24 protein-coding genes are annotated in these 24,378 nt (G+C 61.8%); 14 read left to right on the top strand and 10 right to left on the bottom strand.

Annotated elements, in window-relative coordinates; all coding sequences use genetic code 11:
- Positions 1 to 166 precede the first annotated feature (166 nt).
- The 5 genes from ACZ5J0_RS01185 to ACZ5J0_RS01165 are packed head-to-tail and all read left to right on the top strand — an operon-like array spanning position 167 to position 6,860.
- The gene (locus ACZ5J0_RS01185; protein WP_464093978.1) at positions 167 to 1,477 is read left to right on the top strand and encodes an ABC transporter substrate-binding protein; all 1,311 of its coding nucleotides are present in this window, start codon (positions 167 to 169) and stop codon (positions 1,475 to 1,477) included.
- A 33-nt stretch (positions 1,478 to 1,510) separates the two neighbouring features.
- Positions 1,511 to 2,458 (top strand): carbohydrate ABC transporter permease, encoded by a 948-nt coding sequence (locus tag ACZ5J0_RS01180; protein ID WP_464093977.1) that lies wholly within the window; start codon positions 1,511 to 1,513, stop codon positions 2,456 to 2,458.
- Positions 2,459 to 2,467: 9 nt separating this feature from the next.
- Positions 2,468 to 3,364 carry a carbohydrate ABC transporter permease gene (locus ACZ5J0_RS01175; RefSeq protein WP_062070981.1) on the top strand — a complete coding sequence of 299 codons (897 nt, stop codon included), beginning with the start codon at positions 2,468 to 2,470 and terminating at the stop codon, positions 3,362 to 3,364.
- Positions 3,365 to 3,412: 48 nt separating this feature from the next.
- Positions 3,413 to 5,395, top strand: coding sequence for a pectinesterase family protein (locus ACZ5J0_RS01170; protein WP_142937088.1), 1,983 nt, complete (start codon positions 3,413 to 3,415; stop codon positions 5,393 to 5,395).
- 1 nt (position 5,396) lies between these two features.
- Positions 5,397 to 6,860 (top strand): pectate lyase family protein, encoded by a 1,464-nt coding sequence (locus tag ACZ5J0_RS01165; protein ID WP_464093976.1) that lies wholly within the window; start codon positions 5,397 to 5,399, stop codon positions 6,858 to 6,860.
- A 60-nt stretch (positions 6,861 to 6,920) separates the two neighbouring features.
- Here the strand turns inward: ACZ5J0_RS01165 and ACZ5J0_RS01160 are convergent, their stop codons facing one another.
- On the bottom strand, positions 6,921 to 7,352 hold the full coding sequence (locus ACZ5J0_RS01160) for a universal stress protein (protein WP_017197055.1): 432 nt from the start codon (positions 7,350 to 7,352) through the stop codon (positions 6,921 to 6,923).
- 160 nt (positions 7,353 to 7,512) lie between these two features.
- On the opposite strand from ACZ5J0_RS01160, the gene ACZ5J0_RS01155 reads away from it, so the two are divergent.
- Entirely contained in the window at positions 7,513 to 8,319 is an 807-nt protein-coding gene (locus tag ACZ5J0_RS01155; protein WP_464093975.1) for an SDR family oxidoreductase, read from the top strand.
- A gap of 109 nt (positions 8,320 to 8,428) precedes the next feature.
- Positions 8,429 to 8,638 (top strand): dodecin, encoded by a 210-nt coding sequence (locus ACZ5J0_RS01150; protein ID WP_011773002.1) that lies wholly within the window; start codon positions 8,429 to 8,431, stop codon positions 8,636 to 8,638.
- A 64-nt stretch (positions 8,639 to 8,702) separates the two neighbouring features.
- Here the strand turns inward: ACZ5J0_RS01150 and ACZ5J0_RS01145 are convergent, their stop codons facing one another.
- Positions 8,703 to 9,584, bottom strand: coding sequence for a helix-turn-helix transcriptional regulator (locus ACZ5J0_RS01145; RefSeq protein ID WP_250820688.1), 882 nt, complete (start codon positions 9,582 to 9,584; stop codon positions 8,703 to 8,705).
- 186 nt (positions 9,585 to 9,770) lie between these two features.
- Here ACZ5J0_RS01145 and ACZ5J0_RS01140 point away from each other — a divergent pair, with 186 nt between their 5' ends.
- The 5 genes from ACZ5J0_RS01140 to ACZ5J0_RS01120 are packed head-to-tail and all read left to right on the top strand — an operon-like array spanning position 9,771 to position 14,503.
- The gene (locus ACZ5J0_RS01140; RefSeq protein WP_250820689.1) at positions 9,771 to 10,592 is read left to right on the top strand and encodes an aldo/keto reductase; all 822 of its coding nucleotides are present in this window, start codon (positions 9,771 to 9,773) and stop codon (positions 10,590 to 10,592) included.
- A gap of 32 nt (positions 10,593 to 10,624) precedes the next feature.
- Positions 10,625 to 11,596, top strand: coding sequence for an aldo/keto reductase (locus tag ACZ5J0_RS01135; protein WP_464093974.1), 972 nt, complete (start codon positions 10,625 to 10,627; stop codon positions 11,594 to 11,596).
- Positions 11,593 to 12,630: an NAD-dependent epimerase/dehydratase family protein gene (locus tag ACZ5J0_RS01130; RefSeq protein WP_464093973.1), complete on the top strand. Its 1,038-nt coding sequence runs from the start codon at positions 11,593 to 11,595 to the stop codon at positions 12,628 to 12,630. Before ACZ5J0_RS01135 ends, ACZ5J0_RS01130 begins: the two co-directional genes overlap by 4 nt.
- Entirely contained in the window at positions 12,627 to 13,457 is an 831-nt protein-coding gene (locus tag ACZ5J0_RS01125) for an aldo/keto reductase (protein ID WP_142937094.1), read from the top strand. Before ACZ5J0_RS01130 ends, ACZ5J0_RS01125 begins: the two co-directional genes overlap by 4 nt.
- A 2-nt stretch (positions 13,458 to 13,459) precedes the next feature.
- On the top strand, positions 13,460 to 14,503 hold the full coding sequence (locus ACZ5J0_RS01120; protein WP_464093972.1) for a lactonase family protein: 1,044 nt from the start codon (positions 13,460 to 13,462) through the stop codon (positions 14,501 to 14,503).
- A gap of 74 nt (positions 14,504 to 14,577) precedes the next feature.
- On the opposite strand, the gene ACZ5J0_RS01115 is transcribed toward ACZ5J0_RS01120, so the two are convergent.
- Positions 14,578 to 14,808 (bottom strand): hypothetical protein, encoded by a 231-nt coding sequence (locus ACZ5J0_RS01115; RefSeq protein ID WP_142937095.1) that lies wholly within the window; start codon positions 14,806 to 14,808, stop codon positions 14,578 to 14,580.
- On the bottom strand, positions 14,805 to 15,002 hold the full coding sequence (locus ACZ5J0_RS01110; RefSeq protein WP_142937096.1) for a hypothetical protein: 198 nt from the start codon (positions 15,000 to 15,002) through the stop codon (positions 14,805 to 14,807). The genes ACZ5J0_RS01115 and ACZ5J0_RS01110 overlap by 4 nt, the downstream gene beginning before the upstream one ends.
- 319 nt (positions 15,003 to 15,321) lie before the next feature.
- Here ACZ5J0_RS01110 and ACZ5J0_RS01105 point away from each other — a divergent pair, with 319 nt between their 5' ends.
- On the top strand, positions 15,322 to 18,111 hold the full coding sequence (locus ACZ5J0_RS01105) for an alpha-amylase family glycosyl hydrolase (RefSeq protein ID WP_464093971.1): 2,790 nt from the start codon (positions 15,322 to 15,324) through the stop codon (positions 18,109 to 18,111).
- An 82-nt stretch (positions 18,112 to 18,193) separates the two neighbouring features.
- On the opposite strand, the gene ACZ5J0_RS01100 is transcribed toward ACZ5J0_RS01105, so the two are convergent.
- Positions 18,194 to 19,234, bottom strand: coding sequence for a hypothetical protein (locus ACZ5J0_RS01100; protein WP_464093970.1), 1,041 nt, complete (start codon positions 19,232 to 19,234; stop codon positions 18,194 to 18,196).
- 5 nt (positions 19,235 to 19,239) lie between these two features.
- On the bottom strand, positions 19,240 to 19,749 hold the full coding sequence (locus ACZ5J0_RS01095) for an RNA polymerase sigma factor (RefSeq protein ID WP_142937099.1): 510 nt from the start codon (positions 19,747 to 19,749) through the stop codon (positions 19,240 to 19,242).
- A 155-nt stretch (positions 19,750 to 19,904) separates the two neighbouring features.
- On the opposite strand from ACZ5J0_RS01095, the gene ACZ5J0_RS01090 reads away from it, so the two are divergent.
- On the top strand, positions 19,905 to 20,882 hold the full coding sequence (locus ACZ5J0_RS01090; protein ID WP_464093969.1) for a serine hydrolase domain-containing protein: 978 nt from the start codon (positions 19,905 to 19,907) through the stop codon (positions 20,880 to 20,882).
- Here the strand turns inward: ACZ5J0_RS01090 and ACZ5J0_RS01085 are convergent.
- From ACZ5J0_RS01085 to ACZ5J0_RS01070, 4 genes are all read right to left on the bottom strand, one after another.
- Positions 20,860 to 21,927 (bottom strand): HoxN/HupN/NixA family nickel/cobalt transporter, encoded by a 1,068-nt coding sequence (locus tag ACZ5J0_RS01085; RefSeq protein ID WP_464093968.1) that lies wholly within the window; start codon positions 21,925 to 21,927, stop codon positions 20,860 to 20,862. The two genes, ACZ5J0_RS01090 and ACZ5J0_RS01085, sit on opposite strands and share 23 nt — an antisense overlap.
- On the bottom strand, positions 21,927 to 22,847 hold the full coding sequence (locus tag ACZ5J0_RS01080; protein ID WP_464093967.1) for an urease accessory protein UreD: 921 nt from the start codon (positions 22,845 to 22,847) through the stop codon (positions 21,927 to 21,929). The genes ACZ5J0_RS01085 and ACZ5J0_RS01080 overlap by 1 nt, the downstream gene beginning before the upstream one ends.
- Before the next feature lie 205 nt (positions 22,848 to 23,052).
- On the bottom strand, positions 23,053 to 23,670 hold the full coding sequence (gene ureG, locus ACZ5J0_RS01075) for an urease accessory protein UreG (RefSeq protein ID WP_464093966.1): 618 nt from the start codon (positions 23,668 to 23,670) through the stop codon (positions 23,053 to 23,055).
- Positions 23,671 to 23,691: 21 nt separating this feature from the next.
- On the bottom strand, positions 23,692 to 24,363 hold the full coding sequence (locus ACZ5J0_RS01070) for an urease accessory protein UreF (protein ID WP_464093965.1): 672 nt from the start codon (positions 24,361 to 24,363) through the stop codon (positions 23,692 to 23,694).
- Positions 24,364 to 24,378: the final 15 nt, after the last annotated feature.

Genomic DNA, 24,378 nt, shown 5'->3' with positions numbered 1-24,378 from the left:
CATTCGTTGCTAGAAATCGTTTACTCAGTAATTTTCACCTCACTCTTGGGTCGCTGTGATGGTCTAAGCAATGCTGCCCACGCCCGTACACCGGAAAGTTTCCGTCCAAATATTCAGCGAGTTTGTATCCACGCCCGAAGATCGGGCACCAGAAAGGCGTCATTCAATGAAGAAGACAGCAATCACTCCTATCCCGCGCAGGCTGGTCCTGGGCGCCGCGGTGGTCGCGGCCGGGTTGGCCCTGAGCGCCTGCGGAGGAGGTGGCGCAACCTCCTCCGGAAGCGGCGGCAACGTGGAACTGAACTTCGTCTTCTGGGGCGATGCCAACCGGGCCAAGATGACGGAAGCTGCACTGCGGATCTTCGAAAAGAAGAACCCGGGAATCACCGTTAAAACCGAATACCAGGACAGTGCCCCTTACGCAGACAAACTGGCCACCCGATTCGCAGGCGGCAACCCGCCTGACGTCCTGGCGATGGCCAACCGCAGCCTCTTGGAGTACGCCCAGCGCGGCACCCTCGCCGACCTCAAGTCCTTCCCCGAGCTGAACCTGGACAAGGTTCCGGAAACCACGCTGAGTCGCGGCGAGGTTGACGGCAAGCTCTACGGTCTCGCCACCGGAGTAACCACCATCGGCATGGTGGTCAACAAGACCATCACGGACCAGGCCGGCGTCACCATCCCGGACGACAAAACCTGGAGCTGGGAGGATTACGCCAAGTTCGCCACCGAAGTCACCCAGAAAACCGGAGGCAAGGTCTACGGCGCCGGTTACGACGTCGCCACGGAAACCGGGCCCATCATTCTGGCTCGCCAACGAGGCGAAGATTTCTATACGAAAGACAACAAGCTCGGCGTCAGCGAAAAGACCATAGAGGACTGGTTCCAGTACAGCGTGGACCTCCGGAAGTCAGGCGGATACCCACCAGCTGGCTTCTTCGAGCAAATCGGGGGATCCCCCGCGCAGTCCTATCTGGCAAAGGGCACAGTCGCCTCCCAGATCATCCCCATCAACAACTTCCGCGGTTACAACGAGGCCGTTGAGGGTGAAGTTGTCCTGCTGCGCATTCCGGGAGAAACCAGCGGCGAGCGCCGTGGCTACTCCGCCGACCCCACCATGCTGTGGTCAATCGCGGCCAAGTCCAAGCACCCCAAGGAAGCAGCCAAACTGGTGGACTTCCTGACGAACGACGCTGAAGGTGCCGCCGAGGTCCTCACCCAGCGCGGTGTCCCCATCAACCCGGAGGTGGCCGATTCCATCGCCCCCAAGCTGAGCGCGGATGACAAGACGTTCGTAGACCTGATGGCCGCCATCCAGGAAGAAGACTTGCCGCCCGCCTACGTCTATCCGAAAGGGGCCAGTGTTGTAGCCGATACCCTCAAGCAGCTCACCACTGAAGTGGAGTTCGGCCGGATCAGCCCCGCGGATGCGGCCAAGACCTTCATGGAGAAAAGCAATGCAGCAATCAACAAGTAAGCCTGCAGCTACTTCCAAGGGGGTCTTGGCGCAATGACAGTTTTGACCAAGCAGCCGCCCGGAGCTCCGGCATCAGCCGCGGCAGGCGGCACACCGCGCATCCGCCCGTCCCGGCGCAGGAAGCAGCGCTCCGGATATCTTTTCCTTCTCCCGTGGTTCCTGGGGATGTTGTTCACCGTCATTCCGTTCTTTGCCTCGCTGTACCTGGCCTTTACGGACTACAACCTCTTCACTGAGCCCAACTTTGTGGGGCTGGCCAACTTCCAGGCCATGTTCGAGGATCCACGGCTCATTCAGTCGCTGAAGGTCACCTTCATTTACACCTTCGTATCGGTGCCTGTCTCCCTGGCTGTTGCCCTGCTGGTTGCACTGGTGCTGAACCGGGGACTTCAGGGCCTGTCGATCTACCGCTCTGTTTACTACCTGCCCTCCCTGCTGGGTGGCAGCGTGGCAATCGTGATGCTGTGGCGTTACATCTTCGGCAACGACGGAATCGTCAACGGGTTCCTGGGCATCCTCGGAATCCAGGGCCCTGCATGGGTCACTGACCCCCAGTTCTCCCTCAGCACCCTGATTGTGCTGAACGTCTGGACGTTCGGCTCCCCCATGGTGATCTTCCTTGCGGGCCTGCGGCAAGTCCCCGGGATGTACTACGAAGCTGCATCGATTGACGGGGCGTCCAAGTGGCGGCAGTTCCGCAGCATAACGCTGCCCCTCATCAGCCCCATTATTTTCTTCAACCTCATCATGCAGCTCATCGGCTCGTTTCAGACGTTCACCCAGGGCTATGTGATGAGCGGGGGTACCGGAGGCCCAGCGGATTCCACGCTGTTTTACAACCTTTACCTGTACCAGAAGGGCTTCACCGAGTTCGAGATGGGGTATGCCTCGGCCATGGCCTGGCTGCTGTTGATGATCATCGCGATTTTCACGGCCATCAATTTCATCGCATCCAAGTTCTGGGTCTTCTACGACAATTAAGGCAACCCCATGGCACTCCTTGATTTACCTCTCAAGCGCAAGCTGGCCAAGCAGGATCAACCCGAAGACGCCCTGACGGGAACCCCGGTTTCCCGCTTCTCACGGCATTTGATTCTCTGCCTGGTGGGGCTGGTGATGCTCTATCCGTTGATGTGGCTGATCTCCAGCTCGATGAAGCCCAGCAACGATATTTTTAGGCAGCTGGGTCTCTGGCCCGAAAACTGGGACTTCTCCAACTACGCCCAGGGCTGGACCGCGCTGGACCAGCCGTTCCATGTTTACCTGATCAACTCCATGATCGTGGTGATTTTCTCCATCGTCGGCAACATCTTCTCCTGCGCACTGGCCGCTTACGCCTTCGCGCGGATGGAGTTCACCGGGCGGAAGCTGTTCTTCGCCCTCATGCTGGGAACACTCATGCTGCCAGGCCACGTTCTTCTGGTTCCGCAGTACATCATCTTCTCCCAGCTCGGCTGGCTGGACACCTACCTGCCGCTGATCGTCCCCAACTTCATGGCCACCAATGCCTTCTTTATCTTCCTCATGGTGCAGTTCATGAAGTCTCTTCCCAAGGAATTGGACGATGCCGCCCAGATTGACGGCTGCGGCCCGTTCCGAACTTTCATCCGCGTCATTCTGCCCCTCTGCGTGCCGGCGATGGCCACCACGGCTATTTTCACGTTCATCTCCACATGGAACGAGTTCTTTGGTCCGCTGCTCTACATCCAGAACCAGGACCTCTACACCGTTCCCTTGGCCCTTCGCGCCTTCATGGACTCGGAAGGACAAAGCATGTGGGGCCCCATGTTCGCCATGTCAGTGGTGTCCATCGCCCCCATCATCGGTTTCTTCATTGCAGGGCAGAAATACCTCATCAACGGAATTGCCACCACCGGCCTTAAGTAGGCCCCTCCCCCAGAGCAACACCAACAAGACAAGACAAAGGAGTTTTGCATGCGCCTGCGACGCCTGCTCGGCGCGGCCACCGCCGTCGTCATTCTTGGAAGCTTTACCGCTGTGCCTGCCAGGGCGGAGCCCATCCACAGCGGCACAGAATCACCGGCGGCACCGGCGGCCCTGTGGAAGCAACGTCCGGACGGTTTCGCGTCCCTTCCCGGCAACGGCCTGGACGGCACCACCGGAGGCCAGGCGGGGAGGCACGTGAGCGTGTCCTCGCTGGAGGAACTCACAGCCTATGCCGCTGCCGAGGAGCCGCTGGTGATCTTCCTCAAGGGCAGCATCATGGCCCAGGATTACGTCAAGATTCCGGTCGCATCGAACAAGAGCTTCATCGGTACGGGCGCGGGCGTGGAGCTGGTCAATGCCGGCTTCAAGCTCATCAACGTGTCCAACGTGATCTTCAGGAACTTCACAGTGCGCGATTCCTACATTCCCGGCGACTGGGACGGCAAACGCCCGGACAACGATCGTGACGGGATCCAACTCGACACCTCACACCATGTCTGGGTGGACCACATGAAGTTCGAGCGCATGGGCGACGGCATGATCGATACCCGCAAAGACTCGGACTACCTGACCTACTCGTGGAACGTGTTCGCGGACAACAACAAGGCCCTGGGCGTTGGCTGGACCAGCAACGCGGTCACCAAAATGACCATCCATCACAACTGGATCCGCAACACTGTCCAGCGGAACTTCAGCCTGGACAATACAGCGGCTGCGCACGTTTACAACAACTACCTGCAGGACATTGGCCAGTACGGAATGATGGGCCGCAACGCCGCCAAGGTGGTCCTGGAGGGCAACTACTTCACCTCGGTTGCCGATCCCGTGGTGGCCAAGGACCCTGCCACGGAAATCGTCAACCGTGACAACGTTTTTGATTCCACCCGCGGCCGCAAGGATAACGTGGGCATCGCGTTCGACCCCACGCAGTTCTATTCATACGCCAAGGACGACTCCTCCAGGGTTCCCGAACTGGTCACCGGCAGTGCCGGACCCCGCGAAAATAAAGCACCCAGCACGACGACGGAGGTCACGGTCGCGCTGGACGGCACCGGCGATTTCGGCAGCGTACAGGCGGCCATCGGTTCGATTCCTGTGGGCAACACACAACCCCGGACCATCACCATCGAGCCCGGCTTCTACCGGGAAGCGGTGAATGTCTGGGCCGACCGGCCCAACGTGACGCTGCAAGGAGCAACAGCCAACCCGGCCGACGTCGTCATTTCCTACGACACCCCTGCAAACGGAGCAAAGTTCTTCGGCGGAACCTGGGGTGCGGCCGGAAGTGCCACCCTCAACGTCCTGGCCGAACACACCACGGTCCGGAACCTCACAGTGGAAAACGCTTATGACGAGGCCGTTCACGGCGGTAGCCAGGCCCTCGCGGTGCGGACGGTGGCAGACAAGGTCACCTTCGACAACACCAGGTTCCTCGGCAACCAGGATACCTACCTCGCTGACACCACCGGCCGTGACGCCACTGCCCGCACCTACCTGAAAAACTGCTACATAGAAGGTGACGTGGACTTCCTTTACGGCCGGGGCACCGCAGTGTTTGAAGGCTGCACCATCCATTCGCTGGACCGCGGCAGCGACACGAACAACGGTTACATCGTGGCACCCAGCACCAAGGACTCCAACCCTTACGGCTTCCTGATCGTGGACAGCACCCTCACTTCGGACGCCGCACCCGGGACCGTCAGCTTGGGACGCCCTTGGTTTGCCAGCAGCGACCCCAACGCGCACCCCATGGCCGTCATCCGGGACTCGAACCTGGGCAGTCACATCGCTAAGCAGGGCTGGTCAGACATGAGTGGGCATGCTTGGACCGAGGGGCGCTTTGCTGAGTTCAACAACACCGGGCCGGGTGCATACATCAACGAGTTCCACCCCCAACTCACTCCGGAAGAGGCCCTGAAATTCACGAAGGACAGGTTCCTCGGTGACTGGACCCCGGCGGCAGGCGCTTGAGATGGCGGACGCACAGAAACCGAACATTCGACGCCGGACCCTCCTAACCGCTGGACTCGCAGCTGGCACTCTGGCCTCCACCGGCCTCTTCAGCCCAGCAGTGGCGGCGCCGGCCACTGATGGTGCCCCATCCGGCGTCGATCCCCACGGTTGGGGCGAAGCCAGGTTGCCGGTGAACCGCGGGAGCGGAGGTTCCTGGACGTCGGCACCCGAGGGTTTCGCCGGCGCCGCAACCCACGGCCGCGACGGCACTACTGGTGGTGCGGGCGGCACGCTGGTCCACGCCAGAACCTCGGAACAACTCCGGGCTTTCGCGAAAAGTGCCGAGCCGCTGGTGGTGATCCTGCACGGCGAACTGGTGTTCGCGGAGTACGAGAAACTGACAGTGACTTCCAACAAGTCCTTCCTCGGCGCAGGCGCAGGGGCCGCAGTAGTCAATGCGGGTTTCAAACTGGTCAATGTCGCCAACGTCGTGTTCAGAAACTTTACGGTCCGGGACTCCTACATCCCCGGGGACTTTGTGGGGAAACGGCCTGACAATGACAGGGACGGGATCCAGGTGGACACCAGCACACACGTCTGGGTGGACCATATGCATTTCACCCGGCTGGGCGACGGCCTGGTGGATATCCGCAAGGACTGCGACAACGTCACGCTGTCCTGGAACGTCTTTTCAGACCACAACAAGGCACTCGGAGAGGGCTGGACGCAGAACGTGGTCACCCGGGTGACGCTGCATCACAACTGGATCCGGAACACGCACCAGCGCAACGCCAGCCTGGACAATACGGCAGCCGCGCATGTCTACAACAACTATCTGGAGAACATCTCCAGCTACGGCATGCTCGGGCGGAACGCTGCCTTGCTGCTGGTGGAAGGAAACTACTTCCGGGATGTCCGGGACCCGCTTCACCACCAGGGGCCAGGCGGTGCGCTGGTGGCCCGTCATAACGTATTCGAGGAGTGCACCGGGAACACCGGCCAGGAACGGGGCATGGCGTTCGACGTCCCCTACTCCTATGACCTGACGCCCACCAAGGCCGTTCCGGCGCGGGTACGTGCCTTCGGAGGACCGTTGGGCGGGACCGAGCCGGCGCTTCGGGACGTCATCACCGTGGCGTTGGACGGAACGGGCGATTTTGCCAGCATCCGGGCGGCCGTTGGCGCAATCCCTGCGAATAACCCTCGAGCTGTCACGGTGCTCCTGCAACCGGGAATTTACCACGAGCCCTCGGTTATCTGGGGTGACCGCCGGAACATCACCCTGGCCGGGGCAACGGGAAATGCGGAGGATGTGGTCCTGAGCAACAGCGAAGGCGTTACCTTGCTGGTGGCTGCGGACGGTTCCACCCTGCGGGACCTCACCGTCACGTCCGACACCCCTCAGCCCGGGCATGTCCTGCTGGTCAGGGGCAGCGGAGTGAGCCGTTCCAACGTGGTGGTGCTGAACGGCACGTCCAACTGAGTAGCAGCAGTGCGCGTTTTGAGCTCTGAAAACGCGCACTGCTGCTTCCTACATGGGTGGCTACGCCTCGACGTCGGTGTTCACGATGTACACGTCGCAGGGAGCGCCGTGCGCCACGCTGTTGGCGATGCTGCCCAGGACGCGGCCGAGGCCCTTCATGCGCTTGTTGCCCACCACGATCAGCGAGGCGTTGTTGGTCTCGGCGTAGTTGATCAGGGCGTTGGCCGGAGTGCCGCGGGCTGCGAAGTACTTGATGTTGCCGGCAGGGACGTCCAGCTCTTCGGAGACCTTGCGGGCAACGTATTCCGCGGAGTCGGCCGAGGAAACGGTGATGCGGTCGCTGCCGCTGCCGAATTCTTCGATGCGGTCATCGGAGAAGCCGCTGATCACATGCAGCTCGGCGCCGAGTGCCGTGGCGAGCTTCGCTGCTGCCACTGCTGCGCGCTTGGCCGTCTCGCTGCTGTCAACGCCGACCACAATAACTTCTGACATGAGTACTCCTGGTTGTGGGGATTTGCTGGGTGCTGCTGCAAGAAATCTACACTCGATCACCCTGCACCGGGATGACCCTTTTGCGCCGGGAGTGTTTACGGCTGGAATCACGGGGTAGGGATAAATCATCGGAACGACTACCCGACCGAAAGGCAACGCCATGAGCGACGAACCATTTTCCCCGCAGACCGCAATCGTCACAGGATCGGATTCCGGCATAGGAAAGGCCACCGCGGTGGCGTTGGCCAAGGCGGGCATGGATGTGGGGATCACTTGGCACTCGGACCAACAGGGCGCTGAGGAAACTGCGGAGGAGGTCCGCGGTCTGGGCCAGAAAGCAGTGGTGCACCAACTGGACACCAGGGATGCCCGTGGAACGGCCGCAGCAATTGACAATCTGGCTGAGGAACTTGGCGGCGTGGACGTCTTCGTCAACAACTCCGGAACCGGCGATGGCACCAAGTTCCTTGAGCTGGACTACGACACGTGGATGTCCACGTTGGATACCAACCTCAACGGCGCTTTCGTGGCGATGCAGACAGCGGCCAAGCGCATGGTGAAAGCCGGCCGCGGTGGGCGCATCATCGCCGTCACCAGCGTTCACGAGTTCCAGCCGCGCGTTGGAGCGTCGGCATACGACGCTTCCAAGCATGGCTTGGGCGGCCTCATCAAGACCATGGCCCTGGAACTCGCTGAGCACGGCATCACGGCCAACAACGTGGCGCCGGGTGAAATTGCGACCCCCATGACGGGCCAGGAAGACGAGGACCCCAAGCAGAAGGAACGGCCCGGAGTGCCGCTGGGACGCCCCGGAGATGCCCGGGAAATCGCCGCCGTCATCGCCTTCCTGGCATCCCCGGATTCCAGCTACGTCAACGGCGCATCATGGCCGGTGGACGGCGGAATGCTGCAGATGGGACCGCAGGCAGGCTCGCACATCACCAGCAACGACTGGCGCGAAAGCTAAGCCTGCACCACCTCTGGCCGCACGGTGATCCGTGGGCTAGTCTGCATGAACGGCCTGCCTGGCGGGCCTGAAATTTCCAAAGATTCGTATGACGTTGATGAGGAGCACCATGGCTGGCCACACCTATAGCGTTTCCGAAATTGTAGGAACTTCCACCGAAGGCGTTGACGACGCGATCAAGAATGGCATCGCAACAGCCTCCCAGACCCTGCGGAACCTGGACTGGTTTGAGGTCAAGGAAATCCGCGGCCACCTTGAGGACGGCGCGGTGGCCGACTGGCAGGTCACCATCAAGCTCGGTTTCCGCCTGGAGCGCTGAACAGCCTAGGCGCTGATCACCTTCTCCACGAGAGACGGCAGTTAATGACAGTCCCGGATTGTCATTAACTGCCGTCTCGGCGTGCGGGCTCGGGTGCGTTGACGGGCTCGGTGCCTACGTCACCCAAGCTGAGCAGCGTTAAAGCGTCCGACGACGGCGAGCCGGCCTTCGCGGAATAGATCCTCAGCATCTGGTCGGGGTCGTCCGGGAGACTCAGCGTCTCAAAGTTCAGTTCGAGGTCGCCGACGATCGGGTGGTGCAACCGCACAGTGCCTGCGGATCTGGAGGCCACCCTGTGCCCGGCCCACCATTGCCGGAAATGCTCGCTGTGCACGGCGAGCTCTCCCACCAGTTGATTGGTTTGGGGATCGTTGGGGTGCCGGCCCACATCCATGCGCAGGGCACCCACAGCTTCAGCGGCCACGGTTTTCCAGTCCCTGAACAGCTGCCCCGCCTGGGGATCCAGGATGATCCAGCGCGTCAGGTTGCGCTCCGGGGCGGGAAGCGATGCGAAATCGGTGAAGAGCAGGTGGGCCATCCGGTTTCCGGCCAGCACATCCGCGCGCCGCCCCAACACCATGGCCGGAACATCACCCACGGCGTCCAGCAACTGCCGGAGTGCTGGCCTCACCTTTTGAACCGGGCCTGGGCTGCCTGCGGAACTTGCGCAGTGCTCCAGCAGGTCCATCATGTGTGCCTGTTCCCCCGCGTCCAGGCGTAGTGCGCGGGCCACAGAGTCGAGGACGGCCTTGGACGGGTGGATGTTGCGGCCCTGCTCCAGACGTGTGTAGTAGTCGGTGCTCACTCCGGAAAGCCGGGCAACCTCTTCGCGGCGGAGTCCGGGTACCCTGCGGGCACCACTGTTCTCCTGCGCTCCGGCGTCCTCGGGCGAGAGGCGGGCACGCATGATTTTGAGGAATTTACCGAACTCGGCGCTTTGACCCATCTGCCCATTCTGCCGTTCGAGGCGTGTGAAAGGCCACCGTTGTGGGTAGGACTACCAGACCTAGGAAAAACAGGATCATGCTGGGTTGCTGACTCTGACCCCAAAAGTGAATAGGCTCGGTACAGAGCCTCCGAAAACGCTTTCTGGAGTGTCACCACCGTAATCGTTCCGTCGAAGGAGACCGTCATGCCAGAGCTGACATTGAACAACGGCGTCACCATTCCCCAGCTTGGATTCGGCGTCTTCCAAGTACCTGCAGGAGAAACGCAGAAGGTAGTGGAAGACGCCCTGGAAGCCGGCTACCGCCACATCGACACCGCAGCCGCGTACCGCAACGAGGCCGGAGTAGGTGCTGCTGTTGCCGCCTCCGGCATTCGCCGGGAGGAACTTTTCATCACCACCAAGCTCCGCAACGGCGAGCAGGGCGAGGCCTATGACGCCTTCCAACGCAGCCGCGACGCCTTGGGCCTTGAGGTTATTGACCTGTACCTGATCCACTGGCCTGTCCCTTCGCAGGGCCTCTACACGCAGGCGTGGAAGGAGATGGAGAAGCTGCATCAGGACAAGCAGATCCGGGCCATCGGCATTTCCAACTTCCTTCCCGACCACGTGGACGCACTGCTCAAGGAGGCAGAGGTGGTCCCGGCCGTCAACCAGATCGAAGTCCACCCAACGTTCCAGCAGGCCGAACTCGCCACCAAGTGCCGCGACCTGGGCATCGCCGTGGAGGCATACAGCCCGTTGGGCCAAGGCAAGGACCTGAACGCCGAGCAAGTGGCGCTGGTAGCCGCCGCCCACGGCACTACTCCTGCACAGGTGATCCTGGCCTGGCACCTCGCCCAGGGGACCATCGTGATTCCCAAGTCCGCGGACTCCAAGCGGATGCGTGAGAACTTCGGCGCAGCCGATCTCACTCTCACCGAATCGGAGCTGGCAGCTATTACGGCACTGGAGGCGGGCGCGCGCATCGGCTCCGATCCCGCCGTCGCAGCTTTCACCCAGCTCTAAAGCCCCACGAACAAAGCAAAGGACTCAACCACATGCAGTACACCCACCTGGGCCGTTCCGGCCTGAAAGTTTCCCGTCTTTGCCTGGGCACCATGAACTTCGGTCCGCAGACGGACGAGGCAACGGCACACGCCATCATGGATTCCGCACTGGAATCCGGCATCAATTTCTTTGACACCGCCAACGTGTACGGCGGCACCGAGCACCGCGGCTGGACAGAGGAAATCATCGGCCGCTGGTTCGCCAAGGGCGGCGAGCGCCGCGAGCGTACGGTCCTAGCCACCAAGTTGTACGGCACCATGACGGACCGGCCCAACGAGTCCAAGTTGTCGGCACTCAATATCCGCCGGGCACTGGATGCGAGCCTTAAGCGGCTGCAGACGGACTACATCGACATCTACCAGTTCCACCACATTGATCGCGATACTCCGTGGGACGAGATTTGGCAGGCAATCGAGGTGGGCGTCCAGCAGGGCAAGATCCTCTACTCTGGCAGCAGCAACTTTGCCGGCTGGCACATCGCCCAGGCGCAGGAAGCGGCGCGCAGGCGGAACTACACAGGGCTGGTCAGTGAGCAGTCCATTTACAACCTGTTCCGGCGTGAAGTTGAGCTCGAGGTCATTCCGGCTGCGCAGAACTATGGCCTGGGCCTGATTCCCTGGTCTCCGCTTCAGGGCGGGCTGTTGGGTGGCGTGCTGAAAAAGGAAGAGCAGGGTGTTCGCCGCGCTGAGGGCCGGGCATTGGAGACCCTCAAGAAGCACGAGGAGCAAATCCGCCAGTACGAGGATTTCGCGGACGAACTGGGCCACAAGCCCGGCGACGTGGCGCTTGCCTGGTTGCTCCACCAGCCTGCAGTGACTGCTCCGATCGTTGGGCCGCGTACCCAGGAGCAGCTGGATGCGGCCATCCGCGCCTTGGACGTGACCTTGAACGAGGATGCCCTCAAGCGGCTGGATGACATCTTCCCGGGCCACCGCCCCGCCCCCGAAGATTACGCCTGGTGAGCGATCCCGCAAGCAGCCTGCAGCCTGCGGCAGACACCGTCTCACCACGGAACATCCTGTTCATCGGCGGCACGGGAGTCATCAGTGCGGCGGCGGCTGAACGCGCCGTCGCACTGGGCCACCGGCTGACCATCCTCACCAGGGGACGGTCAGCCGGGCGGCCTGTCCCGGATGGCACCGAGGTCCTCCATGCGGACATCCGCGACGCCGCAGCCGTGCGGGAGGTACTTCAAGGAAGAGAGTTCGACGCCGTTGCGGACTTTATCTCCTACACCCCGGACCAGGCGCGGGCCGGCGTGGAAATGTTCCGCGGACGGACAGGTCAGTACGTCTTCATCAGTTCAGCTTCGGCGTACCAGAAGCCGCCCACAACACTGCCGATCCGGGAATCGACCCCGTTGAAGAACCCGTTCTGGCAGTACTCGCGGGACAAAATCGCCTGCGAGGAGCTTTTGTTCGAGGCTTACCGTGAACTGGACTTCCCGGTGACCGTGGTCCGGCCTTCCCACACCTATGATCGGACCAAGATTGCGATGGTGGGCGGGTGGACGGACATCCACCGGATGCGTGCCGGGATGCCGATCATGGTGCACGGTGACGGTACGTCGTTGTGGACGCTGACTCACAGCCGGGACTTTGCCAAAGCCTTTGTTGCTCTGCTGGGCAGGCCGCAGGCTGTGGGTGAGAGCTACACCATTACCTCGGACGAGTTCCTGCCGTGGAACCAGATTTACCGCCTGTTTGCTCGGGCAGCCGGGGTGGACGAACCGGAGCTGTTCCACGTTTCTTCGGACACGATTGCAGCCCACAGTCCCGAGCTCGGCCCCAACCTGTTGGGTGACCGCTCGCACTCCGTGGTGTTCGACAACTCCAAAATCAAAGCCCTTGTCCCTGATTACCGGGCCACGATTCCGTTCGCGGACGGTGCGCGAGAGATCGTGTCATGGCATGATCAGCATCCTGAGCTGCAGGTGGTTCACGAGGACTATATGGAGCTATGCGATCGGCTTTACGAAAGGAATGTGCGCGCATGACATCTGCCCCGCTCATTGAACTCAACGACGGCCACAAGATCCCCCAACTGGGCCTTGGCACGTGGCCGTTGAATGATGCCCAGGTTGCCGATGCCGTGGTGGAGGCGGTGTCGCACGGCTACCGGCACGTGGACACTGCAAAGAAGTACGGCAATGAGAAGGGCGTGGGCAACGGCATCCGCGCCTGTGGGGTGAGTCGCGAAGAACTCTTCATCACCACAAAATTAGATGGTGAATTCCAGGGTTCCGGAAAGGCCATTGCCGGGCTGGACGGCTGCTTGGAACGCTTGGGCCTGGAGTATGTAGACCTCCTTTTGATCCACTGGCCGCTCCCCCGCCGCGGTGAGTTCGTGTCCACCTGGAAGACCTTTGAGGAGCTGCAGAGCTCGGGCAAAGTGAGATCAATCGGTGTCTCCAACTTCAAGCCGGCCCACCTGGATCAGCTGTTGCGCGAAACGGATGTGGTGCCCGCGGTCAATCAGATCCAGGTCAGCCCCTCCATTCCCCGTACGGCTGCACGGGCTTTCAACCAGTCACATGGCATCATCACCGAGTCCTACAGCCCGCTGGGTGCCAGCAGCGATCTTCTGAATGCTCCCGTGCTGGCCGGCATCGGCGAAAAGTACGGTAAAACACCCGGCCAGGTGGTGCTGCGCTGGCATGTCCAGCAGGGCTTGGTGGCCATCCCCAAGACCTCCAATCCGCAGCGCATGAGGGAGAACCTGGACATCTTCGACTTCGAACTGGACCCCGATGACCTCACCAGGCTTCAAACCCTCGACGCCGGTCCGGACGCCGGCGTGGACTCCGACGTTCAGGGCCACTGACCATGGTTAGCCAGGAAACACTGATCTGGGTTGGTTCGTACACTGCCGACAGGAATGGCAAGGGCGAGGGCATCGCCGCACTTTCGGCTGATGACAATGGCCAGCTGACGTCCCTTGGCCTGGCGGTCCCCGCCAACTCACCATCATTCCTCGCACTGCATCCGGCGCTCCCGGTGGTCTACGCCGTCGCCGAGGAAGGTAAGACCGTGCGGGCGTATCGCCGGACCGGCGACGCTGAGTTGGAGGCCTTCGGCGATCCTTGGCCCGCCGGTGAAGCAACGTGCCACGTGGCGGCTGATCCACAGGGACGTTTCATTGTGGCAACGTGCTGGGGCGACGGTCAGGTCATCCTTTACGAACTGGACGACGACGGCGCCATCACCTCGCGCACCAACGCGGCAGCCGCCGTCGATCCCCACTCTGCAACGACTCCGGACGGGGAGCGACCCAGCCGCGCGCACTCAAGCCTGATGCTGCCGGATGGCCGTGTGATGACCACGGACCTGGGACATGACCTGGCGAGGGTGTGGCGGTACGCGCCGGGCGAAGGCCTGCAGTTGGATCATCAGGTGATCCTGCCCAAGGGTTCCGGGCCACGGCACATGGCCCGCCATCACAGCGGAACCGTTGTGGTGGACACCGAATATTCAGTGGAAGTGGCAGCACTTCAGATGGAACCGGACGGTACTTACAGGCTGGCAACCATAGTTACGGCGAGCGCCACGGGTGCCAAAGAAGGCGACGCCGGAGCGGAGATCGCGTTGTCTCCCGACGGCCGTTTCGCGTATGTGGGCGTTCGCGGGTCCAACTCCATTTGCGTGGTGAAGGTATCCAACGGCGGGGCTGAACTGGAGCCCGTCGGGGAGGTACCGTGCGGCGGTGAGTGGCCGCGCCACCACTTGGTCCGCGAAGGCTGGCTGTACGTCGCCAACGAAGGCTCGGACGACGTCGTGAGCTTCAGGCTGGACCCGGCAACCGGACTGCCGGACGGTCCCGTGAGCCGTGTGGAGACGGGCTCTCCCAGCGTTCTGGTCCCCGCCGGTTAACTGACGCCGAGATGGCACTTGATGACAATCATCCGCTCAGACATTGTCATGTTGTGCCATCTCGGCGGGTCTTTTCAGGCTGTCCAGACCTCGACGTCGTCCGTTCCACAGATGAGCCTGCGGCCGGTCGGTTCGAGGATGACCCAGAGCAGTTCCTGGTGCTTGGAAACATCGTCCACGCGGCCGGTCCCGGCGCCCCACGCGACGTCGTAGATCCATACGGGATCGCCCGCGGCGAGCTCAGTCCACTCGGCCGCCGGCACGTGGCGGTAGTCGGCGGGCCTGTTCAGGATGGTGCTGGTCATGCCGACGCTTCAGCGGCGGTGCGGCGCCGCCAGACGGTGGGTACACCCTGGTGGGCCGGGAGGATGTGGCCTTCCGCGAAAACCTGGACGGCATCCGGATCGGAGTCCGGGCTCCAGAGACCCGACGCCGGGCAGTGGGAACCGGTAGGCATGACGCGGGTGGCTCGTTCGCGCAGGAGGGCGATGCTCTTCATCGTTGAAACTCATCCTTGGGGATAGATCGGGGGTGTTTTGTGAAGCAGATCTCTTCAACCCTATGCAAGTCACACGGGCTTGGTTATGGACGGATGCATAGCGTTTTGGAATGTGGCCATGCAAAGGCACAGTGAAAATCCCGCACAATTTCGGGTAGAGCGTATGCAAACGCTTCCAGAAAGAGAGTTCTGGCGAGATCCTTCACAATTCGAAATACCCGAAACTCGTGGATTAAGCATACGGAAGCGCTTACAGTTGTGACTTGTCCCACAACACCTATATGCCACAGCACTGTCGCTTAGCGGAAGGTTTCATCACTTGCTATCTCGCAGCTATAGATCCAACGACTGCCCCCAGCGCCCACCACTGAACCGGATCGCCGCCGTCCTCATGACGACGGCGGTACTCACCGCCTCGGCCGTCCTCCCCGCAGGCGCCGCTCCCGTCCCCACGCCCGATCCCGCCGCCCAGCACTCCATCCGCGGCGGTATCAGCGATCAGAACTTCTACTTCGTCATGGCCGACCGCTTCAACAACGGTACAGCCGCCAACGACGACGGCGGGCTGGGTTCCGATCCGATGGTGTCCGGCTTCGATCCCAGCCGTAAGGGGTTCTTCAACGGCGGGGACTTGAAGGGTCTCCAAGACCAGTTGGACTACATCCAGGGGCTGGGCACCAACTCCCTCTGGCTCACACCAAGCTTCAAGAACAAGGCGGTCCAAGGCGACGGCACCCTGGCAAACAGTTCAGCCGGTTACCACGGGTACTGGGTCACGGACTTCACGCAGATCGACCCCCACCTTGGCACCAATGCCGAGCTGAAGACGCTCATTGACGCCGCCCACGCCCGTGGCATGAAGGTGTACTTCGACATCATCACCAACCACACCGCGGACGTCATCCAGTACCAGGAAACCGCCTCGGCGCCCTACATCTCCAAAGAAACCGAGCCCTACCGAACCGCTGCGGGCGAGGTCTTCGATGACCGCGACTACGCGGGAACGCAAGACTTCCCGGCCCTGGATGCCGCAACGTCCTTCCCGTACACACCTGTGGTCCCGGACGCGGAGAAAGAGGTCAAGGTTCCGGCCTGGCTGAACGACCCCACGCTCTATCACAACCGCGGCAACACCAACTTTGCCGGCGAGGACTCCCTTTATGGCGACTTCTTCGGCCTGGACGACCTCTTCACCGAGAACCCCAAAGTGGTCAACGGAATGATGGACGTCTACAAAACCTGGATCCGCGACTTCGGGATCGACGGATTCCGCATCGACACCATGAAGCACGTCAATGACGAGTTCTGGCAGCAGTTCGGACCCCAGGTTCTCAGCTACGCCAAGGAACAGGGCAAGGACGAGTTCTTCATGTTCGGCGAGGTCTTCGATACCTCCAAGAGCATCACATCCAAATTCACCACCAGGAACCAGATGCAGGCCGTGCTGGATTTCGGGTTCCAAGGCGCAGCCCGCAGCTTCGCGTCCCAGAGCAGCAAAGCCACCGGCTTGGCGGACTTCTTCAACGGGGATGACTGGTACACGGACGCCGACTCCAACGTCTACCAACTGCCCACCTTCCTGGGTAACCACGACATGGGCCGCATCGGCACCTTCATCGCCCAAGACAACCCGGGCGCGTCCGACGCCGAACTGGTGGAACGCGACGAGCTCGCCCATGAGCTGATGTACTTCTCGCGCGGCAACCCCGTGATCTACTACGGCGACGAGCAAGGCTTCACCGGGGCCGGCGGAGACCAGGACTCGCGGCAGACCATGTTCGCCAGCAAGGTCCAGGAGTATCTGGATGATGATCTCCTGGGGACCAGCTCCACGCACGCCACTGACAACTTCGACACCCAGCACCCGCTGTACAAGAAAATCAGTGAACTCGCGGCCCTCGCAGCTGAACACCCCACGCTCCGAAGCGGTGCCCAGCAAAACCGCTACGCAGCCGACGGCGCCGGCATCTACGCGTTCTCACGCATTGATGCCAAAGAGCAGCGCGAGTACATCGTGGCAGTGAACAACAGCGAGACAGCCCAGACCGCGGCGATCCCCACATATGAAGCGAAACAGCCGTTCAAACTGGTTTATGGTGACGCCGCCAAGAACGCCAAAACCGGACAGGACGCCACACTGACCGTCACCGTACCGCCGCTTTCCACTGTGGTGTATGAAGCAGCGGGGCGACTGGCCAAGTCCAAGGCGGCGCCCGGCGTCGTGCTTAAGAAGCCGGTCACCGCAGCTGGTGACGCCAGCCGCCTGAAGGTAACGGCCGACGTCGACGGTAACTCGTTCTATGAGGTCACGTTCCAAGCGCGCACGGCTGGTGGCGAGTGGACGGCGATCGGCACGGATGACAACGCCCCCTATCAGGTGTTCCATGACGTGTCGTCCCTGGAGCCGGGGGCCTCGGTGGAGTACCGCGCGGTGGTGTTGGACAACCGCGGGCAGACGTCGGCGAGTGAGCCGAAGAGCGGAGTGGTGGGTGAGCCCACCCAGCCCGAAACCGTCACCGTGGCCGGCAGCCTCAACACCGAGTTGGGCTGTACCGAGGACTGGCAGCCCAGTTGCGAACAGGGACTCATGAGCTACGAGCCGACGCATCGGCTGTGGCAGCTGAGCGTGCCCAACCTTCCCGCGGGAACGTACGAGTTCAAGGCTGCGCTCAACGGCACCTGGGACGAAAACTACGGCGCAGGCGGTGAGCTCGACGGCCCCAACGTGGCGTTCACGCACACAGGCGGCGCCGTCACGTTCCTGTACGACCACGCCACCAATCTCATCAGCGCAGTCACCGCGGGCCAGCAGCCTGCAGCCGTTTCCGTGCCGGGAAGCCTGAACTCCGAGCTCGGTTGCGCTGGCGATTGGATGCCCGATTGCGCCCAGGCCCAGTTGTCCTTGGACGCCGCTGACGGACTCTGGAAGCTCTCCGTGCCCAACCTGGCCGCCGGCAGCTACGAGTTCAAGGCCGCCATCAACGGCTCCTGGGCTGAGAACTACGGCCTGGCCGGAGCCCCCAACGGCAGCAACATCGCGTTGAAGCACGACGGCGGCCCGGTCACCCTCCGGTACGACCCCGCCAGCCACCTGGTGACTGTCCGCTAACCCACCTGTCCGCTAACCCACGTAAGTAGCAGTTGAGGCCGTTTTGAACGCTCAAAACGGCCTCAACTGCTATTCAGATGGGCTACTTGTAGCTCAGGCTCAGGAACATCGCCTTCAGCTGGGCATACTGCGCCGTATTCATCCAGGCCTTGGCCGCCTCCGGGGTTGCGAAGGCTGGCTGCTTGGCGGGATCGAACACCGCGTAAGCACTCATGATGCCGTTTGGTACGCGGACCTGGTTGGTCCCGGAGGAACTTACTCCGGCCTTGAGCTCGGAGGACACCCGTACATCCATGATGTACGTCGGAGGTCCATCGGCAGGTCCCGTTCGGGGTGAGGGCATTCCCTCGTAGGGGGGCCCTTCGTAGGGAATGTACTGTGACTGGTTAGAGGAGAAACCGAACTCCACCAGCTCACCCGAGTTGTCGCGAACGCCCGGCACTACAGCCCGGTCCAGAATGGTTCGGTCCACCAAACCAGCAGTCCCATCCGCGTAGTTTCCATTGAACACACGGGCTACCTCAGCCCCAGCGGCATCAAAGACAGTCACAATGCGCGAGGCTTCCGCAGTCCCAGGAGGATCGAATGGTCCTTGGTCCGCCCGGATACTCCAGCCGACCGGATAGGTGAAGGACAAATGCCCATCCGGGAAGGTATAGGTCTGGCTGGTGGGTGCCTGCACGGGTGGCACCACTGGCGCCGAGGCCACTGCTGGCGGTGTGGTGGGTGCGGGCGGGGTGGTCACCGGCGCGGCCACCGTGGGCGTCGCTGACGGCGTCGCTGAAGGTGTCGCAGTGGGCGTGGGCGTCGGGGTTACGGTAGGCGTGGGCGTGGAGCTTTGGAGTGTCACAGCGGGCAAGGGATTGGAACTGACTGTCTCGAAGCTTGAGGCAACCAGCACCCCCGCAGTCACGGCAGCAGCGCCGAGCAATAGCCCGCCCGCAATCTGGGCTTTGCGGCGCCTGCGCTGTTCCAGGGACGTCACTGCCGCGAGTGGGCTGTTGTCGCTGAACACGGTGGTGCCGGAAAGGATTTTGTGCAGCGCTTCTTCGCCGTTGGGTTCCGCCACGGGATCGATAGTGAGCGGGTCAATCGCTGATATCTGGTTCTTGATCGGATCCATTGTCTTCAGACCCCCATCTTCTGTGTAGTCGAGTTGGCCCCTGCAGGCAGATGTTTCCGGAACGCAGTGCGGGCCCGGTGAAGGCGGACTTTTGCCGCCGATTCGCTGCACTGCAGCACTTTCGCGATGTCGGCAATCCCCAGGTCGTCCCAGTAGGCCATCTGCAAAATGTCGCGGTCCTTTTCCCGCAGTGCTTCCATTGCGTCCTGGACAGCAACATTCTCGGAGTCGCCACCAAAGCGCTGGACCGCCGTCGTCCGCAGCTTTTCCTGCAACGCCAGGCGCCTGTCGCGGCTCCTGTACGCATTTCCCACAAGGTTCCTTGCAACCGTCAGGAGGTACGGAAGGTCCGGGTGTGAGTCATCGCTCCACTTCTGCCATACGACGCGGAAAACGTCGGCCGCGATTTCCTCAGCTACGTCCGCGGATTCAACACGTCGGCAGACGAACTTGAACACGGATGGGTAGCTGTCTTTGTGAATGGCGATGAACGCCAATTCGCGCTCTGAAAGCACGATTGTTCCCCCTGGTAATTAGAGCCCTGAACTGCAGGATACTTGTATAGTTTCCGGCCGGGCTGCCAAGGTTACATGGGTGGAAAGTTTCTTCCGGCGTCCACGATAGATTCGATGCAGCAACCCCGGACCCCGAACGAAGGCGTGAACAGGCAATGGTGGAAATAGGACCCGCAGCGGACTGGGCCCGCAAGCAGGTAGAGCTCAAACGCGTACCAGTGGGGGTGCTGGGCATTGCCTCAAGCCAAGGCATTGAGGACATTGTGGCGTTCGGTTCCGACGACGGCCGGCATGCTGCAGTCGATGATCACTTTGCGCTGTTCTCGGTCACCAAACCGATCACGGCCCTGACGGTCATGCGGCAAGTTGAGTTGGGGAAACTCTCGCTTGGCGCCTCGCTGGGTGACGCCCTGCCGGGCTTTGGCACCGGCCGCACGGATACCGTGACGCTTGAGCAGCTACTCAGCCACCGATCCGGAATTTCAGACCCGGCGCTCGACGGCGCCACTCCCCTCCGCGAAGCCCTCACCGCCGCGGATCAAGCCTTTTACGCCGGATCTCTGGTGCAATACTGCAACATCGCCTTTGAAGGTGCAGCGGCGATGGCCGAGTGGGCTGGCGGGTCACCGTTCGAGGATCAGCTTCTGGCCTTGGCAGCTGACACCGGAGCCCACGGCCTCACCTTCGACACAGAGTCCAACCCGCACACCGTCCACGGCACGGACGCAGCGGGCCTGGACGTCCAGGAGATGTACAAGCACAGGCATCCCGGGGCAGGGCTCTTCGGCACGGCCGCAGATTTGCTCAGTCTTGGTTCCGAGCTCTTACGGGGTTCCGGGAAAGCCGTCCGTCCCGCAACTCTTGCCGCCATGCGCCGCCCCCGGACCACTGAGGTTTCGCACATCACCACCCGCCCCAAGCCCATCCGCCACACCGGGCTGGGCTTCCAGATGCCCGCCAATGAGTCCGAGCTGTTCGCGCAGGGGATTTACGGGCATCCGGGCTGGTCAGGCACTGAGTGGTGGATGCTCCCCGAGCAGGACCGCTGCGTGGTGTTCCTGACCAACGTGCTGGACACCCCGGACCTTGGTGTGGACACCAACGAGCTTTTCAACGCAGTGGCGGTCTCCTAGCCCAACTAGGTCGCACGCTCCGGCCACGCCACGCTGATACGGCCCAGACGATCACGAACAGTCCCACCAGGATCAGGCCCGCGTCGCCAAGGTCAATGCTGCCGAGCCACGTGGTCAGCGGATCTTCGAGTTCAAAGGCGGCGTTGATGAAGCCACCCAGTGTGATCACGGAGATGAAGAGCGCAGAAACAGCAGAGATGCCGGTGATCAGGGCGTTGAAGCCGAGCTTGCGCCGCGGGTTGTGAATGGCTGATTTGTACATCTTCATCATGGCCACGCCGTTGGCGGAATCGCACAGGGTCATGGCGGCGGTGAACGCGAGCGGGAGGGCCATCAGGGCGAGGGGCGAGACACCGGCGAGTGACGCCGTCGTGGTCATGACCAGCAGTCCGATGGTGGTGGCGGTATCGAACCCCAGGCCGAACAGGAAACCGATCACGTAGATGTTCCGCGGCCGCTCCACTTTGGACAGCGGTTTGGCGAGCAGCCGGGCAACAAAGCCTTTCGCTTCAAGGTCTTCGGGCCGCACATCACCTCCCCGCTGTACCTGACGGTACACGCTGGTCGCCCGCACAAACGCGGAGCCGTTGAACAATCCCATCGCCAGCAGGAACAAACCCGAGACCCCACTGCCGATCAGGCCCAGCACCTTGTTACCGGTGGTGCCGTCCTCCATGAACTGCCCGATCAAGGTGGCACCCGCCACCACCAACAGCCCGGCGAGGATCACCACGGAGCTGTGACCCAGGCTGAATGCAAAACCCACACTCACGGGGTCTCTGTGCTGCGCCACGAATTTGCGCGTGGAGTTATCTATGGCGGCGATGTGGTCCCAGTCGTAACTGTGCTTGATACCGGCAACGTACGCGGTGATCACCAGCCCGAGCGCCAGCGGCTGCGCGCCACCTACGGTGCCAACAAGCAACAGCACGACGGCGGCAAGATGCAAAGCGGCTACGGCACCGAAAGTGAACAGCAGCCGGGTCCGCAGGGACAACGTCTCCCGCTCCCGGTACATGGTGGCGAACTCGGTCAGCGCAGTCATCAGTACTTCCTCAGGTTCAAGGGCGCCTGCCCATACCAACGTTCCCGCAGGACGCCGGTGCACGCACCCAGCAATTTGTTGAGTTCCTCAGTGCTGTTGGACAACGATCGCAGCACAAGCCCCGCACTTCCGGCAATAGCCGCCGTTAAGGACACCCCGGTATAAGCGTCAAAGTCACGGGCTATCCGGTCCAGTTCATCGGCAAGCCCTTGATCAACCCGCGGATCCACCACCACTAACGAGCCCAGATGGCTGAAGCCCTCCATGAACCCCATCCCGGTCACGTCGTTGAGAGGTGGCCTGATCAGGAGGTTGTCCAGCGCCAACAGCTTCGCACCGTTCTCCCCCTCTACCCAGATCTCGTTGCGCAGCCGCACCTCCTCATACTTGAAGGACGCGCCGTCCGGCGACCACCCCGGCGTGATGACCTCAGCCATGACGAGGCTCGACGTCGGGTGGAGACTGATGCGCGAATTCTGCCGATAGCTCGCCTCCCGGTACGCGATTAACTGATCCGGCATCAACTCCAGCCGCGAGCCCTCCCCCATTTTGATGGTCATCCGCTGCTCAGCGAACGACCCCGGAGTCCTGTACACCTTGGTTGCCGACTGCGTGGTCAGCAACAGCTCAGCCCCCGCCTCAACCTCCACATCAATAACAAACAGATCAGCCCCAAGATACGCACCCCCGGGGTTGACCATGACATAACAAACCTGCCCGGACCCATCCAAGTAATGCGGCCTGAGCACCCTCAAAGCCCCCTCATGAAACTGCCGCGAAGCAACGGACCTCCCCCCACGCACAGAAACCCCAAGCTCCAACCGCCCCCGAACCCCCCGCTCCCCAGAGGCCAACGTGGATTCGGGCCCCAGGTTCCCCACAACATCTGAGCCGAATTCGACCTGCGTCGTCGTGTTCATAGGCGCATCTCGCGTGGTGACGTAACCCCCGAGGCGGCGAAGCCGGATATGAGGGGCCGCGGCGTGGCGGGCCTCGTGGGGGGCCCACTGCCGCGAGGGGCCCGACTCGAGCTTGCGAGAGTTGCGAGCGGCTGGGGACGGGCACGGCCCCTCATATCCGGCGAAGCCGCCGGACTCGATGAGGTCACCGCCGCAGCCCCGCCGATCACGACGCCAAGTCGAGCATCAGGACGTCGCGGCGGATCCAGTTGAGGACCTCGTCCAGGCCTTCGTCCGTTTTGAGGTTGGTAAAGCAGAACGGCTTGTTGCCGCGGAACTCTTTGGAGTCCCTCTCCATGACGGCGAGGTCTGCCCCTACGTGGGGTGCCAGGTCTGTTTTGTTGATGATGAAGAGGTCGGATTTGATCATGCCTTGGCCGGCTTTGCGGGGGATTTTTTCGCCTTGGGCTACGTCGATGATGTAGATGGAGAAGTCGACGAGTTCTGGGCTGAAGGTGGCGGAGAGGTTGTCGCCTCCGGATTCGACGAAGATGACTTGCAGGTCAGCATGCCGGGTTTTGAGTTCTTCGATGGCCGCGGTGTTCATGGAGGTGTCTTCGCGGATGGCGGTGTGGGGGCAGCCGCCGGTTTCGACGCCGATGATCCGGTCTTCGGGGAGGATGCCGTTGGCGGCGAGGATTTTGGCGTCTTCGATGGTGTAGATGTCGTTGGTGATGGCGGCCATGGAGATGTCGCGGCTCATGTGCCGGGTGATGCGTTCAACGAGCTGGGTTTTGCCTGCTCCGACGGGTCCGCCGACGCCGATTTTGATGGGTTCTGTCATGTTGTCTGTCCTTTGCACTTGCTAGCTCATGAACATGCGGGCACGTTGCCGTTCGTGCCGCATTTGTGAAATTTCGAGGCCGGGGCTGACGGCCCCAAAGTCGTCCCAGCACAGCTGTGCTACATCGTGGATGGCGGCAGCAACGGCGTCGTGCGCGTCGCGAAGTACCCGCTGCCCGGCGTTCTGCCCGAGCGGTATGGCACGCACGGCGTTTTGCGTCAGCGAGGTAACGGTGGCAAACAGATAGGCAGACAACGCCGCCTCAAAGGGAACCCCCAAAGACCGCGCAATGACGCCAAAAACCAGAGGTTGATGCCCCGAGGCCAACCCCGCCCGAACGAGCCCCCGATACTCTTCCAACTCAGCCGACGGGAACACCTCCCCGCCAATTTCCAACAACCGCCCACCCATTTTGAGCGAAGCCTCCCGCACTTCCCGAGCCAACAACTGCGAAGACAACACCCCATCCAGCAAGCCGACATCCACCCCCTCATAAAGAAAGCGAACGGCCAACCCCTCGGAAAAGACCAACTGCTGCCCCACAAAAGCACCCAACCACTTCCCAAAAGTGATCTCATCACGAACCAACTCACGGTGGATGTAGCTCTCAAACCCCAAAGAATGAGCAAACGCCCCCGTAGGCAAAGCTGAGTCAGTCAACTGTTGAAGAGCAAGCTGATATGTCGGGCTCAAGCCGCACCGCCGCCG

This window comes from Arthrobacter sp. DualSoilB13 (genome assembly GCF_055389195.1).
The sequence above is the reverse complement of the archived record's forward strand: the minus strand, read 5'-3'. Positions and strand labels throughout refer to the sequence as shown.